We start from the raw sequence: 19,283 nt of genomic DNA, 5'->3' as shown, positions 1-19,283 counted from the left end.
AAAACGATGGAATTGCTATAAGGGCACCAGCTAAAATAAACACATACCTTCTTGAACTAGACCTTTTAATTTTTCGTAAAAAGTGGTCATAACAGGTTTTACATATAACTGTTTTCCGACTGCCGACAAGCTTCAAACAATTAGAGCAATAATATTTACTACAAAATGGACAATTGGTTTCATGTTCAACCTGATTGTGAACGAAGCATGATTTCAAAATAACGACCCCTTGCGTATAAGTTAATTCTTTCTTAATCCTGGGAAGTAACTGCGTTATCCTGCCCGTTCGCTTAATGAGTTGCCTTGTTTACAAAGGCTTTAAGCATTGAGTATTACTCCAAAGGAAACTGATGATTTTTCCATTTTTCTTTATAAAACCGTCAATTCTGTTCTTTTGTAAAATCAAGTCCGGGGCGTAAAAGACAGCTTCTACAAATTCCACAAGTGAGCAAGTTTCGTTTATAACTAATATCTTCATTAGGGTATATACCCTCAATGATTTGATGCAAATTTTCAGAGAATGTTGGTCCTGGCATGGGACTGACCCGTTCAAAGTGAGGGGTCTTCATCGTTACCACTAGTCCGTGCGCTGCAACCAGAAGCTGAAGCAACGCAACCTTCCTTTCAAATACTTCTCGGGGCAGATCTGCTAGCGGCCTCTACTTTTTCAAATCGCTTGGCGCTACGCCCCAATATTTGCGAAACACCTTGGCAAAATAACTAAGATCGCGGTAGCCTACCGCGCTGGCTGCATCATACACCTTGGCATCGCCAAGCAGCAGCTCCTTGGCCCGCTCCATCCGCCTTGACAGCACGTAGCCCGAGAATGATTCTCCCGTTTCCTTCTTGAACAGACGGCTTAAATAAGACGAATTCACATACAGGCGCTCCGCAAGGGAGTGCAGACTGAGGTCCTCGGCCAACATCTGATCGACAGTCGCAAGAATACGTTTTATCAACTGATGGCTTGAGCTTCTCCGCTCCTGCTCCAGATAAGCGCCGATATGTCCAGTCACCCGCCTCGCCCACTCCATGATCTGACTGCGGGACACCAGCCCCTCCAGCGACAGGAAATAAGAATAATCATGTCCCAGCACCTTCTTCAGCGCCCAGCCCTGTGATTGAATAATCCGAATAAATACGCCGCTCAAAAAAAGCAAATGCTCATAAGCAAGATCGGATGAATCCGCCTCTGCAAAGGCGCTATCCACATACCGATCCATTAACTCGGATGCGTCCCCCGTATACAAAGCCATTTCCAGCTGCCGCTCGAACGCGGTGTCGAACTCGACCGGACGCTCGCTCTGCCTGACCTCTAGATAGGGAATGGCGATTTCATGTCCATAAATCGCTCTCTCCTGCAAAGCTCGGCAAGCCTGCTGATAGGAGCCAGGCACATCCTTTAAGCCGCTTACTGTCCCCATGCCTACGCTCGCCGTCAGCTTGAGACACTCCTTCACAACACTCAGCAGCCTGGTTATCCTTCCGTTCATTCGTTTTGACAGATCACCCTCGGGCTCACCTGGCTGGCTTGCGAACAGCAATACCGTTGAGCCATTGGCATCACCGAACACACGGCATTCCTCTGGCGGCATACATTCCTTAGCAATTCGGTCCAGCGAGAATTGCAGCAGCGGTATGTCTGCTGGGGAAAACCGCGATTCGCTCTCCGACAATGGATCAATCTCGCATACGGCAACTGCATAGCTACCGCCTACTTGCAGCGCCATATTCAGCTCCCGAACATGCTTATGCAGCTCCCATTCGGCATAGCGATTCGTCAACCAACTGCGCAGGAAATCCTCCTGCAGCTGAGGCAGCCTGCTCTTCCACATCCTCTGAAGCTCGCTCAGGCTATGCTTCTCCGATAGCTCTCGCCGAATATCCTCCGCAACCTCCACCACAGTATGTAGAATTTCTTCTTCGCCAGCCGGTTTAAGCAAGTATTTGCTCACGCCAAGCCCGATCGCGCGCTGCGCATATTGGAAGTCGTCATGTCCGCTTAGTATAATGATTCTAGTCTGCGGCTCCCGCTCAAGAAGCGTTTCAGCCAGAGTCAAGCCATCCATCTCCGGCATTTCTATGTCCAACAGCAGAATATCCGGCATACGCCGCCCTGCGATATCCAGCGCCTCCCTGCCATTTTCGGCCAAAGCAATAACCTCAATGCCATGGCGCTCCCAAGGTATGTTATTGGCCAAGCTGTTCAGAATTCGGATCTCATCCTCCACAATCATTAGATTCACGTCTCTCCGCCTCCCCATTCATGACTGCAGCGCTCAACCGGGAGCTTGAGGCGCGCGATCGTCCCTGCGCCCTCCTCGCTCTCAATCGTAAACTCGGCAGCTTCTCCATAATAAAGCTTCATTCTCGCTTTCACGTTCAACAACCCAAAAAAATCCATACTCCGATCCGATGCCGCATTCACGTCACAGCCTCCGCTCCGGCCAAGCGCTTCGCGAAGCCGCACCATCCGCTCCTCCCCGATCCCCTTGCCATTGTCGGACACCGTCAACACGAGCCATTCCTCTTCAACCTCCGTTGAAATACGCAAATCTCCGCCGGCCCTTCTCTTCTCCAGTCCATGCAGGATCGCATTCTCCACGAGCGGCTGCAGCAGCAGTTTAAGCACGTACAACCCGCTGCTATCTCCGATAGACTGGAAGCTCACGGTGAACTGATCCACGAAGCGCAGCTGCTGCACGCGAATGTAATATTGCAGATGAGAGAACGTCTCTTCCACGGTGAAGGCTTCCTGCCCCTTGCTTAAGCTAAGCCGGAAGAAGCGGGACAGGTTCAGCACCATCTCACTGATCTCGTCGGCGTCGTAATTTTTGGCGGACCAGTAGATCGAATCAAGCGTATTATACAAAAAGTGAGGGTTAATCTGCGATTGCAGAAACTTAAGCTCCGTCTTTGTCATCCGCAGCTGCTGCTCATAAATATCCCGAATCAGATAACGCTGCTGCTCGGCTGTCTGATTAAACGCATCGGTCAAATAACCGAGCTCGTCTTGCCTGTTATTTTCCAGCTTCGCATCGAGATTACCGATGCGAAGCTGCTTCATCCCGTATACCAATGAGGAGATCGGCGAGGAAATGCTGCTGTACACAAGCCAGGAAATCCACACCGCAAGCAGACAGCTAATCAAAATAATCCAGTAGGAGAAAATTTGCAGCGGACGCGATTTCTTATAGATCTCCTTCTCCGGCTGTACGAGCAGCACCGACCAGCCGCTGCTCGATTTTGCACGCAGCACCAGATGGTTCTCGGAGGAGCCCGGCGTCAACTGTATCATTGACTGCTCCTCCTTCCTATCCGACAGATCGACACGTTGCTCCTTGGGAGCATTGGTGACAATGAGGCGTCCCGCATCGTCCAGCAGATAGACCTGTGAAGCCTTGCTCGGAACCAGGCTCATCAGATAGCCGAGCAGCAGCCGCTTCGGAACCGAGAGCATCAGCACATTCGTGTCCCGATCCCGGCTGTAAAGATCCATTCGCTGCATTAGAACAATTTGCTCCTCGTTGTACACCGGGTCGGCCCAGCCCGTCAGAGCTTCCTCGTGGTGATCCGGCAAATAAAGGCTGTAAGCCCCGGAGGAGTGGACGACATCGGTATACCATTTTTCCGTTAACGCTTCCGGTCTGTACAGCGACCCTATTCTGCTCGACAGCATCCGTCTAGAGCTTCCATGATAGACTGTAACCCCCGACAAATTCGGATTAATAGCGGTAATATTAACAAGTTGCAGCATCACCTGCGAGAAATCATAGAGCGCATCCGGCGTAAGCTGTTCATCATTATGTTTCAAGTGCGAGGTGAGACTGCGATCTGTCGAGAGCAGCGTAGACAAATTTTTGAGTCCATCCATCGTCATATCCACATAATTCAGAGCCGAGCTCATGGCGCTCATCGTACGCTCCCCAAGCTCCTGCTCAAGAATGCGCTGCGAGCGTGCATTGGCATACATGCTGAACAAGATAAGCGGGAGCAATATGACGATAAAATAACAGGTCAGCCTCACCTGAATCGACCCGCTGAATTTATTCTGAAACGCCCTGAGCCATTTCATAGTTATCCCTCCGTGCCGTACTGGTAGCTCCATTATAGTGGTTTACCCACATAGCGGAAATAGCGCTCCCAAGGAGCGCTATTTCCGCTATGCTAGGCATGGCCCGGACACCGGTCCGCGACAATATGCTTAATTAGCAGTTTCGCTGACCGTGCCATATACCCTGCAGTTCTACTTATTTTCCGCGTACCAGGCGTTAACCTCTGCTGTAATCTCGTCTCCGCCCTTCTTCTTCCATTCCGCAACAAACTCGTCGAATGCATCAATTGGCAGCTTGCCTACAACAATTTTCGTGAAATATTCTTCCTCAAGCTTCTGCAGGTCGGCTTTGTATGTGCCCATGCCAGGCGTCGGGACGCCGAAGAATTGATCACGAATCGCCACTTTTTCAATACGGTCAATGTTATCGTTAAGTTTGAATTCCATGCCAAGCGAATCTAGGCGGTCCCGTTCCTCCTTGGCGCCATATGGTCGAATCGATTCACCCAGCGTTTGGCGGTAAATATGCTCGTTGTGCTTCTCGAAATCGGTTACGATCTTACCGTCCTTCATCGACCAGACCTCGTTCTCAAAACCAAGCAGCAGCGTACGGTAGCCATCGCCGTTCATGAAATTGAGCATACGTACAACGGCATCAGGGTTTTTGCTTGTAATCGGCACTACGTTGTAGCCGGAAATATACCCATGACCCATCGTGCCTTGCTTGCCCTCCGGGCCAACCGGGAATTCGAGTGGGATCCATTCGGCGTCTGGCTCATTGTTTTTGCTGGTTAGAATCGGACCGCGCGTGTCGTACCAGAAGGCAGAGAATAAGCCGACTTGCCCGCTGGCGATTTTCTCATTAAAGTTCGCTTCCTTGTTGAGCAGCCATTCTGGATCAAGCAGCTTATCCTTGTGCAAGCCAGCGACGAAAGCCAACGCTTCCTTCATTTCCGGAAGCGTACTCGAATTGACCAGCTTGCCGTCACGCTCCGTCCACATGCCCTTCTGAATGCCGAACGCACCGACAAGCGGAGCCATTCTTGCCAGGTTCTCTGCCATAATAAAGCCATAAGTATCGTTTTTGCTATCCCCGTCTGGATCATCCTGGGCGAAGGCTCTCATGACCTCGCGGTACTCCTCCAGCGTTTTGGGCGGCTGCAGGCCGAGATTATCCAGCCAATCCTTGCGAATATACATAATTTCGTTGCCCGGAACGGCATTCATCGATGGAATGGCATAGATTTTTCCGTCGATCGTGACCGTTTTCCAAGCATCCTCAGGTATGTTCGCTTTAAGATCCTGCCCATACTTGTCGATCCACTCATTCAATGGCTGGAGTGCATTCTGCTTCACATAATTCTCGAACCAGCTGGAATCGAATGTGTAGATCATATCCGGCAAATTGCCTGAAGCCATAATGACATTCAGTGCATCCTGATAGCCATCGGACGGCGGGATTTGCAGCGTAATATCCAGGTTCGTATTCTCTTTTACATAATCAATGTACGGATTCTTGTTCTCATCCATGCCATCTGGGAACTTGCGGCCTCCGTTGTTAAAGACGACGCGAATCGATTTTTTCTCCAGCTCCTCAGAGCCGACCTCACTCGGAGCAGCTGATGGACTACCCGGTGATGCGGAAGGATTCACAGGTGTATTCGTCGTCCCTGACGAGCAAGCCGTCAAGCCAACCATCGTGAAGAGCATGAGCACTGATACTGTCTGTTTCCATTTTTTCATCGTGTTTATTTCCCCTCTCGTTTTCTCTTTGGTTTAGCCTTTAACCGAGCCAAGCATAATGCCCTTCACAAAATATTTCTGTAAAAACGGATATACGATAAGAATCGGAATCGTGCTTGCGATAAGCGCCGCCGCTTTAAGCGATTCAAGCGCCAGCAAAGTGCTGTCCAGATTCGCCGAGTAGCCGGAGTTGTTATCGATGTTGGATTGGTTGAACATGACAAGCTCCCGCAAATACACTTGCAACGGGTACAGCTCCCGATTCGTGACATACAGCACCGTATCAAAAAAGGAATTCCAATGACCGACCGCATGGAACAGCGTAATCGTAGCAATGGCTGGCATGGATAGCGGAATGACAATTCTGAACAAAATGCCAAGATTCGTGCCGCCGTCCATTTTCGCCGATTCCTCTAGCTCCGCGGGTACGCTCTGGAAAAAGTTCTTCATAATAATGACGTTAAATGCGCTGATCGCGCCCGGAATAATGAACGCCCATAACGTATTCAGCAAGCCCGTTTCCTTGACAATCAGGAAGGTCGGAATCATGCCGCCACCGAACATCATGCTGAACACGATCAGAAACATGATCGCCGATCTGCCTTTAATGTACGTTTTGGAGATCGGGTACGCAAGCAAGCAGGTAAGAACTACGTTGACGATCGTTCCGGCAACTGTACGCAGCACGCTGACTTTGAACGCATTAAGAAAGGCATTTTCGCTAAGTACCCTGCTGTACGCCTCCAGCGAAAAATCAACTGGCCATAACGTTACCCGGCCTGACGTTATCGCTTGATGGCTGCTGAGCGATTGCGCCAGTACATGGACAAATGGCGCTAGCGCAAGCAGGGCGAATGCTCCCAGTAAGATATAGTTAATGGTCGATCCCAGACGCTCTCCTCTGGATAGTCTCATGTATTCGCCTCCCTCGCTACCATATTCCTTCTTGTCCAAGCTTCTTGGCGCCTTTGTTGGCGAGAATGACAAGGATTAAACCAATAACCGCTTTGAACAAGCCTACAGCCGTTGTAAAGCTGAACTTCGCCTGCTGGATGCCAACACGATACACATAGGTTTCAATGACATCCCCTACCTCAAACACCATCGAGTTATAGAGGACGAAGATTTGCTCGAAGCCTACGTCCAGCACATGCCCGAGCCGCAGTAGGAACAAGATGACGATGACGCCCATCATGGATGGCAGCGTAATGTGCAGAATCTGCTTCCATTTGCCTGCGCCATCTACGATCGCGGCTTCATAAAGCTGTGGATCTATGCCTGCAATAGCTGCTAAATAAATAATCGCTCCCCAGCCTACCTCCTTCCAGATGTCGCTGACTACGATAATGCTGCGAAACCAATCCTCGTTGGTAAGGAAGAAGATCGGTTCAAAGCCCAACATCTCAATCAGCTTGTTGACAATACCCGAGGACGGAGACAGCACGTTAACCATAATGCCCCCAAGGATGATCCACGATAGAAAATGCGGCAGGTACACGAGCGTCTGAATCGATCGCTTGTAGAACATGTGCCGGATTTCATTAAGCATGATCGCCAATATGATTGGGCCCGGAAACCCCCATATCAGCTTATAAATGCTAATCAGCAACGTATTGCGGAATATGGTGTAGAAATCATCAGCCATGAACATATTCTTGAAATGCAGCCAGCCGACCCATTCGCTCTCCCATATCCCGCTAAATACGCTGTAATTCTGAAAAGCGATGACAACCCCCCACATCGGAAAATACTTGTACACGACAAAATATAAAATGCCGGGTAGCATAATGAGATACAAATCCCAATATGATCGAATGGCCCGAAACCGTCGTTTCTCCGGCTTTAAGGTCCACTCTTGCTCCGCCTTCACTCCGGCGGCATCAGTAACAGACATACCTTTCATTCCCCCTCGCTCTGCGTCATTCCTATGATTGCTCCGGATAACTAAATTGTAAGGGAAGCGATTACAATACGTTAGGGGAGAGCGATGACCTTTATCGGTAAATTGATGACCTCCCCAGGCAAGAAGTCAGCAATAGCTGCTACTGTATCCAACGAGTCCAAAAAAAAAGAAGCCATGAACGTCAAGATCTCCGTTCAGTGGCTTCTCCATTTAGACTATGGCAAAATTGCTCCGCTGCCCATCCACACGTGATCGATGTCCATGTTAGCCGTAATGCCGGAGCTTGCGCTTCCGCCTAGCTTGAACAATGCGCTGCCCGAGCCGTTGCTTGTCGCGCCGCTCCAACCCAGCACTCCGTCCACGTATAGATCATACGTGCGGTTAGTATGAACAACGAGCCGATAATCATGGTAAACGGTCGTATTAAGCGTCATTTCGTTCACCGGATTCGTCTCGCGGTCCTGTGCCTTGCCCGTGACGCCGTAAGGCAGGAATAGCTGAATATTATATTGGCCGCTCCTTACGCTGATCTCATTGGTCGTACTAGCGGCATTGGCTTTGGCCCTGACTTCGAGCGTAAATGCTCCCGTCGGCGGTGTAAAGCCGGATTTGGTCATAAAGTAATAACCGGAGGCACCGTCTGTAACGTTCACATAACCCGACTGCTGAGTGACCGAGCCGCCGGAGCCTGTAGTGCTCCAACCTTCTGTGTAATCATCCATATCGTCTTCGATCAGATTCCATCCTTGGGCCGGCTCACCATCCTTAATGATTCGGAAATAATCAAAGTCCGCCACAAGACCAGTTCCGGCACATACGATCAAGCCGATTTTTGGATTAACGAGATCCGCCGTTTGCGTCGTCCAAACCTGATTATATTGCACGCCGTCCTCGGAATAGTATCCGCTGTACGTGTTGCCTTCTTTGACAATACGTAAATAAGCTTCAGTTGAAGCGATCGTATCCGGAACCTCCACATGCTGGCGCGCCGCATTAATCTGCTTCGTGAACTGGAACTGGTTCCCGCTGCCGTACAGACGGGTCAAGCGGAAGTAGGTCTGATCGTTCTCGTACACAATGAGGCCACCCTGCGACCATTGCGAGGTCGGCTTGCCGTCCATCTTCGTTTCGATCGTCCAGTTACCTTCAGGAGCTCCCGTCAACAGAATATTGCGCGCGGTAGCCTGTCCATCGACAATATCGCCTGCTTCGCTCGTAATTTTCATATATCCCGGACGGTCAGCGAGCGACCATTTCTGACTGTTCTGCCTGATCCAGTTCCACTGCGAGGATAGAGCTGTGGCATTAAATTCATCGCTTTCTCCCTCGGTAAATACCGGGGCTGGTGGCTGAGCGGTGGATGGACCAGGAACCTGCCCATATTCAATCAGCCGTAGATCATCGAACATAACCTCTCCCGATGCCCCGTGCTTATAGAGATAGACGATTGCACTCGTGCTGCTGCTGCTAGTCGTGAAATGAAGCTCCCGCCATCCATAAGCCGTACTGCTAAAAGCGACGTCCTTGAAGCCGCTGCCGAAATTTTTCGCCCCCAGCACGGCGGAGCCGCTGCTGGCGCCTTTGCCATAGCCTGAAAGACGATACATCGTATTCGGCTTTAATCCTGTAACCGTCTGCTCAATGCCGGACACTGCGGCTGTCAATTTGGCCGCGTACGTGCCGGAACGTGCTCCGCTATTGACGATTGCCGCTCCATTGTAGTGGTAGCCCCAGCCGCTGAAGTCGCCGCTCTCAAAGCCTTCATTGGCTAGCAGATTAGCTTCTGCCGGGGATGGCGGAAGCGGCGGAAGATTGTTCGGGTCCAGTCCCTGACCTTCATATGCGCCTATGTTCGGGCTAGAAGCGGCAGGTACAGAATTACCCCAGTAGTCCAGTCCCCCGTTAGAAGGAATGACGCGGCCTGCTCCAATAGCCGGCGAGCCTTGCAGCAATTGATAGCCTGCAACCGTTTCTCTGCCGATCGTAGCCGAGCCAGGCGATGCGAGCAGAGGATCGGCTGTTATTTTGTTAACGTCCATGGCTAGTATATCTGCAGGGTGATTTCCATAATACAAATTGCTATCGAAAACGTTGTTAGTGCTCTGACCAAACGTATAGCCGCCCGAGCCATGGTTCACGATGATGTTGTTGTAGAAGTAAGTATCCTTCGCCCAACCGTTCCAGGTTCCGCTGGCGAACACTCTTGCCGTGGAATGCTCCGGAATGTACACTGTGTTGTTATGCACAAGCGTATTCTCTACCGGCCCGCCAAAGGTGAAAATCGTGTGGCTGTCATTCTGGCTGACATTGTAGCGAATAATGGTGTCCTTATTGAAATTACTTGGATTCGTTCCGTCGTTGATCGTCAGCACAAAACCGCCTGCGTTATTATGACTGTAATTGTGCTGAATAATCGTGCCGCTGCTGTTGTAGTCTGAATCGTAGGCCATCGCATCCCCGCCCGGATACGTGTTGAACACCTCGTTATTCTGAATGACGGCGTCCTTCGTCCCCCACGTCCACAGCGGCACATGATAGCCGCCCGCACGCTTATGCGTATCAAAAGCTACATTGTTTTCTATAACGCCATCCGTTGTATTGAGCAGCACAGCTCCATCCGCGGAAATATCGTAAATCATGTTGTTCTCGATCCGGTTGCCGGACGAGAAGTCTCGCGTCGCTCCATTCAAATAAACGCCAACGCTGTCAAGCGAATAGATTTTGTTGTTGCGTATAACGACATCCGATACGGCATAATTCCAGGCCGGACCCCAGACAATGATGCCGCCGCTGTGCCAGCCGCCGCCTTGCTGCCCTTTGACGCTGTGAATATCCAGATTTTCAAACAGGAAGTGCTTGTACTCGCGCATATTGTTCCAGTCATTGCCGCTGTTTCCCGAGACGTGAATGCCGCGCCGCTGCCCCGGCAGCTCCGCCTGGTTTGTAATCTCCAGATCACGGACCTCCCAGTACTCCTGGTTATAGAAGTAAATGGCTGCATCGGCCCCATCGCCCGCAATCAGCGGTTTGGCACCTTCGCCGTATTGACCGATGCTGATGGGCTCGCCATCGCTGCCCGACCCTTGCGGGCTCAGCGTACCTGACCAAGTCCCTCCTGCTTTGAACAGGATGGCGTCTCCCGGCTCAAATGTCGTTCCGCTTAATTTGGATAGCGTTTTCCATGCAGTCGTAGCGCTTGTCCCTGCGAAAGTATCGTTGCCATTTAAATGATCGACGTAATAGACCGTTCCAGTAAAGCTTGCAGCAGGTGTTTCCTCCGCATATACGACAGATCCGTACCATGCAGGCGCCATGCAGGCGATTGTCATGGCCCAGATTAACATCAAGCCAAGCAGTCGTGAACGATTCCCTTTCTTCATTACCGTGCCTCCCTTGAAATGACGGAATATACACAAATAACCGCTTCGAATTGCAACTCCGACTATCCTTTAGAAATAATCTTGAACCTTGATTTGATCAAAAACTTCATCCCGGATCGTAACGTCAGCTTCCTCCCTCAGCGTATCCAAATACGCATTCAGTTTGGTATTCAAATAATGGCTGCGCACCGTTTCCCTCTGCTCTGCAAAGCTTTTGTAGCCGCCCGCTTCACTGCTGGTAACGTAAGCCGCAACGTATTCGCCAGTTGACAGATTATCCATAAGCGGGCTAATGGCTGCAGCCTCCGGTTGGTCGGCCAGCCATTCGTATAGCTGCGGAAGCGATTTATAATATTGCCTAGCCGTATGGCTATCAAATACCTCGGTTACCAGTCGTGCATCGAGGCCTGCTCCGATCTCTTCTAGCTGCAGCAAAGCGGTTTCTGCTGGACCGCCTGCTTGCCAGTCATCCATAATCACTCCCATAGCCTGTTCAGCTTCCTGCTTTAAACCACTGTACTTGAGCTGTCCATCGTCACGGTACGAGATGGTAACAGAAGTAAAATGCACGGTACCTTCCAACTTGAAAAATTCGTCCTTGATCTGTTCATAATGCCGCAATAATTGTTCATCATTAAACGCAAGCTCCTGCTCGGCTACAATATCCTTTAGCCTCGACCCGATGCGGCTAACATAGAATTCGACAAAACCCTTCTCCTCGAACTGGACAGGTCCATAAATAGGCTGGTCAGCCTTAACGGCTGCACTTCTACGCGCGTTCTCGCGCTCCATCTCGTTGAGCAAGCCTTCATAGGATGCATCAGAAATCACACCCTTCGCTGCTGCTAGCTCAAGCTGAAGCCGCAAGCGAACAGCCGCTTCAAGCGCCCATTCTTTGGCCTTGTCCGCTGGTGTTTCACCATGATAGTCCTTCTGCCAGAAATCAGCGTCAACCTTTGCGCCGTAGGTCCGTTTGAAGTAATCGATAACGGCAGACCGCTGCTGCTGCAGCGAGCGCTTAAATTCAGCTTCGGCGACAGGCTCCCCATTCACCTCCGCCACCACGCGGTTGCCGGATGAAGCCGCCCCACCGGACATGAGCATCATAGAGCCTAAAACCACAATCGTCAGGACAATACCTGCACCGAGGGCAGCCTTCAGCAGCCGACTAATTGAGAAATTCATCATTTCCCCTCCCTTTCTTCGGTTTGTGAGCAAGGATGTTTTGCAGCATCCACTCAAATTGTAACCGCTTTCCATTGTGGACGTTAGGGGAGAATGATGACTTATTTTGGTATTTCTATGACTTCAGGAATTTATGCCGAGAAGGGTCTGCCCCTTATAAAATGATCCTCTGAGCCTAACATGCTCGTAAGGCAGCAACGGGTTGGCGATACGTCGCAGCATTAGCTCGGCTGCCCGCTCCCCGGCCTCCCTTACTAGCAGGAGTGGTCTTGTCATCCCGGGAAAATACGCATTTTCCTCATTCTCCATCGCTACGAGCGAGAAATGCTCTGGAATATTTAATTGGAGAAAGGTTGCGGCGACATAAATCCATTCGGCCACGCCCGGAATTGCGCCAATAACAGCCGTATATTGACCGGAGCTTAACCGGTCGCGCAGTAAAGACATCCACGCGGCACGATCCGAAGCGGAAATTGTAATATGGTTAGCCGGATCTGCCAAGCCGGCCAACCCCAGCCTGTCCGCTGCTGCTCCGAAAGCCTGCCATCTTAAGTGAAAGCCGCGCTGCGGTTCGATTTCCCCTACGTACAGAATACGACGATGACCGCAGCGGTACAGCTCCTCCACTGTCCGATGAATCGCGTATTCCACATCCCAGATTACGCTGTCTACTTCAGCCATATCGGAAGGATAATTCAACAGCACCTTTGGCATGTTCAGCTTTAAGAGCGCCGCTTCCATCCACTCTGGTATGGCGGCAGTCAGAAACAGACCATCCGCAAAAGATAAGCCGTTCTGCTCCAGCCACTCAGCCAATTCCGATTCATTCGTCAGGGCGGCTGGCACCAGTAGCGGATATAGGGAATGTCCGAGCTCATTCATCCGAAATTGTACACCTTCAAGCTGCAGCCGATGAAAGAGCGAATCCCCGATCAGCAGCATCGCAAAGCGCCGCGGATTCGTATTCGCCCAGGAAATACGCTCCGCGAACATGCCCGATTCCTGCTCCTTTGTGCGGTAGCCATGCTTCCGCGCGCAATCCGCGACCGCTTTACGCGTCATCTCGGACATGCCCGGCAAACCACGTAGCGCTTTAGAAACCGTATGGATCGTCAAGCCCAGTTCATCGGCAATCGTAAGCAGGGTGACGGTTTTTTTTCGCGGCATAAAAGAGCCCCCTCGAACGTTTAGTTRAGTTAATTGTAACAAAAATGAAACTATAAAATACTGTTATTTTCTCCTACACTGAAGGCAAATACAAACGGCCGGAGCCGCACAAAGCGTCTCCAGCGCCTTAACGAGAGGGGAAATACTACATGTCCAACAAGGAAATTACGATGCAGCGCACCGTTGCAGTGCACGCTTCAGCCGATGTTATTGTCGTTGGAGGAGGCCCGGCTGGAACGGCAGCCGCAATCAGCGCTGCCCGCAGCGGATGCAAAACGATTCTACTGGAGCATTCCGGTCAATTAGGCGGCATGGGCACGCTGGGTAATGTGAGCGTCTTCATGGGCGTAGGCAATGTAACAGGTATTTATCGCGAAATGATCGCGGAGTTTCTGCCAGCGGCGCTGCCGAACTCCCATCATGAGTCGATTTGGCCGCAATACTCGCCTTTTGAGCTGCGCCATTATCTTAATCAGAAACTGGAGAAGGAAGGCATCAACGTCTACTATCACACCAGTTTCGTGTCTGCGATTTTATCGGACAGCAAGGTTGCCGGCGTCATCGCCAATACACGCGAAGGGCTCCGCGCCTTCGAAGGCCGCGTCGTCATTGACTGTACGGGTGATGCGAGAGTTGCCGCCGAGGCAGGCGTGCCGACTCACTCGGGGCGAAGCGAAGACGGCCTAACGCAGCCGATGACATTGATGTTCATGATGCAGGATACGGGCAAGCCCGTAGCACCATATTTGCCGGAGGATTGCTATAAATATGAATCCGTTGAGGATCTGCCGCAAGGCCGTCATCTGCATTGGGGCGGCATGGGCGATGGCACGCTGCTAGTGAACATGACCAGGGTCAGAGGCAATGGAGCAAAGATCGAGGATATTAACTATGCGGAGAAGGAAGCGCTGCGGCAGGTGTTCTCCGTGGCCAATTACTTGCAGCGGACTAACCATCCGAACCATATTTTGTCCCATGTGCCCGGTCAGGTAGGCGTGCGCGAGACAAACCAGATTGAGGGCCGCTATACGCTGACAGAGGACGATCTGACTAGTGGACGCCGCTTCGAGGATGTAGTCGCACAAACCAACTACGAAATCGATATTCACAATCCAACCGGCGGAGCGAACACGGATGAGCGGAAGCTGGAGGGTTATGACATTCCTTATCGCTGCATGCTTCCTGTGAATGTGGAAGGCTTGATTGTCGCTGGCCGCAGCATATCCGCGACCCACGTCGCTATGTCATCCATGCGCGTACAGGCGACCTGCTATGCACTCGGTCAGGCAGCTGGCGTTGCCGCCTCTCTCGCCATCGGCGACAATGTTCCTGTTGCTGACATTTCGATTCCGCAGCTCCATGAGAAACTGGCCGCACAAGGCGTCGTTTTTATCCAATAGTCAGTCTGCCTTGAGCCGTTTAACGAATCAAAGCCCCGAAGCCCTCTCTGTATCAGAGAAGTGACTTCGGGGCTTTCTCTCCCACTAACCCACGCTATAGTAGGCAAATACCTGCTCCACCGGCTTGAAGACGTACCCTTTGCTGTAATTAAGGAGCTTTTTCATCTGCTCGTTCGCAAATGCAACCGAGAAACGAGACGAAATCTAGCATTTCTATAGAGTTGTTGCTCATTGACTCCACCACCAAGACGGTAGGAAAAACATGCTTACCTTGGGCTCCCTATCATTGAAAGCGAGCTGCTGTTAAGTTTCTTATGAGGTATTAAGATGTTACTTCAAGCTGCTCCTTGTTTGTTCATCTATAGTGTCCCGTTAGCTCAGAATGAGAAGCTACACTATCACGTATGTACTCTTAGTCTTCTTTCACGATTTTCTATTTCTTATTATTTTTGTTCAGGAAGTGGTCGGCCTCCGACCATACTAAGTAAAGGATACCGGTAACTAAAGAAATTGCGGCTAACCGAGTTTGTCCTTTACATGCTATCGAGTATTCCTTTAAATAGAGCTTCCACCTTACCATTTGATCAGATGGTCTCATATGATGCAGCCATGGTGAGTAAATAAAGACCTAGGCTTCCGCTGTTTTATTGAACTATAGTTTCCCCTGCCTCAGATGCCGCGACCTCTTACTCCCCTGATTTGAACTGATTTCCTTTAATTGTTCGACCTTGAATAGTATATGGTGCGACAATAATCCCCCTTTATACCCGTGCGCCTTCATGTTGCCGAAGTCTAATCGTTATAGTATTTTTTAAAAGCTTTCGAAAACGTGAACGCGTCGGGATAACCGAGAAAGCCGGCGATCTGTTGGAAACTTCGCAATTCTTGCCCAACTCTAACCCTCACTATATTCACAACCTTACTTAGCTTCACTATTCGTCGAAAACTTCAAGTATCTCGCTTTTTTATGCCAGTTCGCGAAAATATTTATTATAATGAGCTTACCAACGAATAAGGAGAAGGCCGGATGATAAACCCGAAATTTAGATGGTTCAAAAGGCTGCAAATTACGCCCAAGGTCTTTCTCATCACATTCTTTTGTTTGGAATCGCTCATATTGACTTTAGGTTACTCTTATCACAGGTACTCGTCCTCCATCTTAATTGAATCTCAGATGAATTACGCGCAGCAAATGGTTGAAAAGTCGGATCGTTACCTGGAGATGAATCTACAGCATATCCAAACCTACCTGCTTTCCATCGCCCATGACAGCCGCTTCGGGAATGAAGAGCATGAACAAATCGATCAATGGATGAATGATAAATTGATTTATTACATTCCGAATGTCAGCAACATTCACTTGCTGTCCGGAAGGACTATCCTATCGAGCACGTCGCTCCACAGCTGGGATTTGCTCGAGGACTCGTATCTTATGCTTCAGCTGGAGCGGCTGACGGAATACAACCGCATCTATTGGCTCGGTCCGTATTTTTCCAATGTATCCACTCATACGCTGACGGCAGCCATCAAGATCCCTTCCTCTACCGGTAACCAGAGAATCCTTCTGTTCGACATCGATCTTGAAAGCTTATATCGCGCGCTGCTGCCTAACAATACGCCATCCGAGATCGGAAAGCTAATTCTGCTGGACAGCGAGCTGGAGGCCGTGTACGGGAGCGTACCCTATACCGAGTATCTTCACCGCGAGCATCGGTTCGTCTTAGACGGTATTCCCCCGGGCTTGCTCAAGAAGGACTGGCTTCAGACCGAATCGCTCGATACGTCCGGCAAAGAAATCATTCTAACACGGGGTCTGAACGATATTACGAATTGGCAAATGATCTGGATTATGGATAAGAGCGATCTGCTGCAGCCGTTAAATTCTACGATCCGTTTGTCGTGGTGGCTGGCGTTCGCCTCCCTTCTGCTGTCAACCGTTTTATCCATGCTGATATCCAGCTTCATCACCCGTCCGATCCGGAAGATCGCCTCCTCCATTAAGGAAGTGAGCGCAGGCAACTTTAATACGGAGGTTCATATGGACCGGCAGGACGAAATCGGGTTCCTTGCTTTGCATTTCAATAAAATGACCAAAAAAATCGGTGATCTCATCCATGAGTTAAAAGAAACGGAGGAGCTAAAAAAACAGTCCGATTTCAAAGCGCTTCATACCCAGATCAAGCCTCACTTTCTCTACAACACGCTGAATACGATCAGCATGCTGGGCCGCCAAGGACAAGCCGAGCACATGGATCGGCTCATCTCGGCATTGACCAGCCAGCTGCACTATACGCTTGATGCATCGCCTGCGCCCGTTACGTTGTGGGAGGAGCTGAAGGCGGTCGATAATTACGTCCAGCTCATGAAAAGCAGATATCCGGGCAAATTCAACTTCGATATGGATATCGATCCTTTGACGCTTGATAAAATGGTACCTAAATTCATACTCCAGCCGCTTGTCGAAAATTGTATCTTCCACGGTCTTGTGCCAAAGAGTGTGACCGGCACGTTATTCATCAGTTCGGTCGCAGAGGAGCGGTACTGGGAATTGCTTATCGAAGATAATGGCATCGGCATGCGCAGTGAAACGCTTGAAGAGCTTTCCCGTCGCCTTCAAATGCCGGGAGACATGAAATCAACGAATGAGCATATTGGATTAATGAACGTTCACGAAAGATTGCGTCTCATGTTCGGAAGCGAATATCATATGGAAATCCGCAGCGAGGAAGAACGGGGCACATTCATCACAATTAAATTACCGTTTCCGGATTCGACGGAATCCGAAAAACAGCAAGATGCGAAGGAGAATCCCCTATGAAACGAATCATTCTTGTGGATGACGAGCCCATGTCAAGGCAGCATATAAGGGAAAGTTTCCCGTGGTTGGATTGGGGTTATCGAATAGTGGGAGAAGCCCAAAACGGGGCCGAGGCGCTTGAATTATGCATGCAGCTGAAGCCTGACCTTGCTTTAATCGACATTACCATGCCGGTAATGGACGGATTCACGCTGCTCGATCATATGACGGCGGCATATCCGGGTACAAAATGTATTATTCTGACCGCCCACCGTGATTTCACCTACGCTCAGAAGGCGGTTCAGAAGGGTGCTTACGGATACATTTTGAAATCGCCGGTCGATTTGTCGGAAACTATGGCCGCCTTGACCCGGGCCTCCAGCGAGCTGGAGAAGGAATACGACCGCGAGCTGGCGCAACATCACCAAAGAAGGCTCGTCGAAGCCAATCAATATCCGCTCCGCAAACATTTTTTCCATCAGCTGTTGACTTCCGTATTGACGAAGGACCAGGAAATCGTGCAGCGCAGCTCCGCGATCGGCATCAATCTGGATGCGGATTATTTCCAGCTGCTGATCTGTGAGTCCGATCCGCTCCAAGCATTCCTGTCCAGCTACCCGGAAACGGATCAGTCTCTGGTCGAATTCAGCATGCTGGAAATCGTTCGAGAATCTTTGCAGGCCGCTTTTCCCGGTCAATTCGAGATATTACCCGTTTATTTCGGCCGCTTCCTCATTCTGATTACTTATCGAGGGCCGATACCGAACAAGGAAACGTATAAGCAGGCCTGCCGGCAGATTGAAAGCAGAATTGGAGATCCGTTATGGAGCTACTTAAAGCTCCGGCTCAATCTTGCGGCAAGTCCTCCATTTGCAAGCCCGCACAAGCTGAAAGCCGTTTATCAGAAGACAGCGGCCGGTCTTCCATACCGTTACTACCAGGAAAACCCCCGAATCATTTACGCGGATGAATGTCTTCCCTTTCAGCCGTTGACAGAGGAAGGCTTGGCATGGTTGCTCGAGCTGGCAGGGCAATCCCTCGCCGCCCCGTCAACCAAGTCCTTTCAAAAATTTCAAGGCCGAATCAAATCTTATTTTTTGCAAATGACGCCTCCTCCCGATGAAGCAGCGAGGTGGTTTCAGGAGCTGAAGCGCATCTTCGCAAACGATAGCCATTTGCCGGCCTGGCCAGACTTCCATGAAGCGGCCAGTGTATTCGATGCTCTGCGAATGCTCGATAAGTGGTTTCAACGGCTGCTCCGCTTCCAGAGCAGCCTGCTATCCATCCGACCCGAGATAGCCAGAGCGATGCAATACATTCAGCAGCATCTCCCGGATGAGCTGACGCTTGATTCCATTGCGCTTGAGGTCGAGCTCAGTCCTTCTCATCTGGGGCATTTGTTCAAAAAGGAGATAGGCACCTCCGTAATCGATTTCGTCCTAGAGCAGCGGATTGAGCTGGCCAAAAAATATTTGGCCGAGGGTCGATACCGGAATTACGAGCTTGCCGAACGGGTCGGCTTCCGCCATTATTCTTACTTCTCCACAATGTTCAAGAAGATGACTGGCATGAGCCCGAATGAATACAGGCGCTCGGTCAAAACCTCCATTCTGCATCCCAATTATGAAAAATAAAAGTAAAGGGAAGGGTGATG

Annotated in this window: 11 protein-coding genes; 3 read left to right on the top strand and 8 right to left on the bottom strand. The window is 50.4% G+C overall.

Annotated elements, in window-relative coordinates; all coding sequences use genetic code 11:
• Window positions 1-659: 659 nt before the first annotated feature.
• The 8 genes from AC1DLI_RS24785 to AC1DLI_RS24750 form a co-directional block, all read right to left on the bottom strand.
• Window positions 660-2,237, bottom strand: a complete 1,578-nt coding sequence (locus AC1DLI_RS24785) for a response regulator (protein ID WP_477607206.1) — start codon at window positions 2,235-2,237, stop codon at window positions 660-662.
• A 5-nt stretch (window positions 2,238-2,242) separates the two neighbouring features.
• Window positions 2,243-4,075, bottom strand: coding sequence for a cache domain-containing sensor histidine kinase (locus tag AC1DLI_RS24780; RefSeq protein ID WP_477607145.1), 1,833 nt, complete (start codon window positions 4,073-4,075; stop codon window positions 2,243-2,245).
• Window positions 4,076-4,246: 171 nt separating this feature from the next.
• A complete protein-coding gene (locus tag AC1DLI_RS24775; protein WP_477607144.1) occupies window positions 4,247-5,797 on the bottom strand; it encodes an extracellular solute-binding protein in 1,551 nt (516 codons plus the stop codon).
• A 33-nt stretch (window positions 5,798-5,830) separates the two neighbouring features.
• Complete coding sequence (locus AC1DLI_RS24770) at window positions 5,831-6,712, bottom strand: carbohydrate ABC transporter permease (protein WP_477607143.1); 882 nt, start codon at window positions 6,710-6,712, stop codon at window positions 5,831-5,833.
• A gap of 16 nt (window positions 6,713-6,728) precedes the next feature.
• Entirely contained in the window at window positions 6,729-7,691 is a 963-nt protein-coding gene (locus AC1DLI_RS24765; RefSeq protein ID WP_477607142.1) for an ABC transporter permease, read from the bottom strand.
• A gap of 224 nt (window positions 7,692-7,915) precedes the next feature.
• Window positions 7,916-11,080, bottom strand: coding sequence for a beta-xylosidase family glycoside hydrolase (locus AC1DLI_RS24760; RefSeq protein ID WP_477607141.1), 3,165 nt, complete (start codon window positions 11,078-11,080; stop codon window positions 7,916-7,918).
• A gap of 69 nt (window positions 11,081-11,149) precedes the next feature.
• Window positions 11,150-12,268 carry a SurA N-terminal domain-containing protein gene (locus AC1DLI_RS24755; RefSeq protein WP_477607140.1) on the bottom strand — a complete coding sequence of 373 codons (1,119 nt, stop codon included), beginning with the start codon at window positions 12,266-12,268 and terminating at the stop codon, window positions 11,150-11,152.
• A gap of 120 nt (window positions 12,269-12,388) precedes the next feature.
• Complete coding sequence (locus AC1DLI_RS24750) at window positions 12,389-13,432, bottom strand: substrate-binding domain-containing protein (protein WP_477607139.1); 1,044 nt, start codon at window positions 13,430-13,432, stop codon at window positions 12,389-12,391.
• 149 nt (window positions 13,433-13,581) lie between these two features.
• Here AC1DLI_RS24750 and AC1DLI_RS24745 point away from each other — a divergent pair, with 149 nt between their 5' ends.
• From AC1DLI_RS24745 to AC1DLI_RS24735, 3 genes are all read left to right on the top strand, one after another.
• Window positions 13,582-14,832, top strand: coding sequence for an FAD-dependent oxidoreductase (locus AC1DLI_RS24745; RefSeq protein WP_477607138.1), 1,251 nt, complete (start codon window positions 13,582-13,584; stop codon window positions 14,830-14,832).
• Window positions 14,833-15,859: 1,027 nt separating this feature from the next.
• Window positions 15,860-17,650 (top strand): sensor histidine kinase, encoded by a 1,791-nt coding sequence (locus AC1DLI_RS24740; RefSeq protein ID WP_477607137.1) that lies wholly within the window; start codon window positions 15,860-15,862, stop codon window positions 17,648-17,650.
• Entirely contained in the window at window positions 17,647-19,263 is a 1,617-nt protein-coding gene (locus tag AC1DLI_RS24735) for a response regulator transcription factor (RefSeq protein ID WP_477607136.1), read from the top strand. The genes AC1DLI_RS24740 and AC1DLI_RS24735 overlap by 4 nt, the downstream gene beginning before the upstream one ends.
• Window positions 19,264-19,283 lie beyond the last annotated feature (20 nt).

Source organism: Paenibacillus sp. 01T443, from assembly GCF_056398325.1.
Note: the sequence above shows the minus strand (reverse complement) of the source record. Positions and strands in the feature narration are given on the sequence as shown.

Coding starts and splice junctions, on each gene's coding strand:
- AC1DLI_RS24785 (WP_477607206.1), bottom strand. CDS start 2,237: ATGATTGTGGAGGATGAGATCCGAATTCTGAACAGCTTGGCCAATAAC.
- AC1DLI_RS24780 (WP_477607145.1), bottom strand. CDS start 4,075: ATGAAATGGCTCAGGGCGTTTCAGAATAAATTCAGCGGGTCGATTCAG.
- AC1DLI_RS24775 (WP_477607144.1), bottom strand. CDS start 5,797: ATGAAAAAATGGAAACAGACAGTATCAGTGCTCATGCTCTTCACGATG.
- AC1DLI_RS24770 (WP_477607143.1), bottom strand. CDS start 6,712: ATGAGACTATCCAGAGGAGAGCGTCTGGGATCGACCATTAACTATATC.
- AC1DLI_RS24765 (WP_477607142.1), bottom strand. CDS start 7,691: ATGTCTGTTACTGATGCCGCCGGAGTGAAGGCGGAGCAAGAGTGGACC.
- AC1DLI_RS24760 (WP_477607141.1), bottom strand. CDS start 11,080: ATGAAGAAAGGGAATCGTTCACGACTGCTTGGCTTGATGTTAATCTGG.
- AC1DLI_RS24755 (WP_477607140.1), bottom strand. CDS start 12,268: ATGATGAATTTCTCAATTAGTCGGCTGCTGAAGGCTGCCCTCGGTGCA.
- AC1DLI_RS24750 (WP_477607139.1), bottom strand. CDS start 13,432: ATGCCGCGAAAAAAAACCGTCACCCTGCTTACGATTGCCGATGAACTG.
- AC1DLI_RS24745 (WP_477607138.1), top strand. CDS start 13,582: ATGTCCAACAAGGAAATTACGATGCAGCGCACCGTTGCAGTGCACGCT.
- AC1DLI_RS24740 (WP_477607137.1), top strand. CDS start 15,860: ATGATAAACCCGAAATTTAGATGGTTCAAAAGGCTGCAAATTACGCCC.
- AC1DLI_RS24735 (WP_477607136.1), top strand. CDS start 17,647: ATGAAACGAATCATTCTTGTGGATGACGAGCCCATGTCAAGGCAGCAT.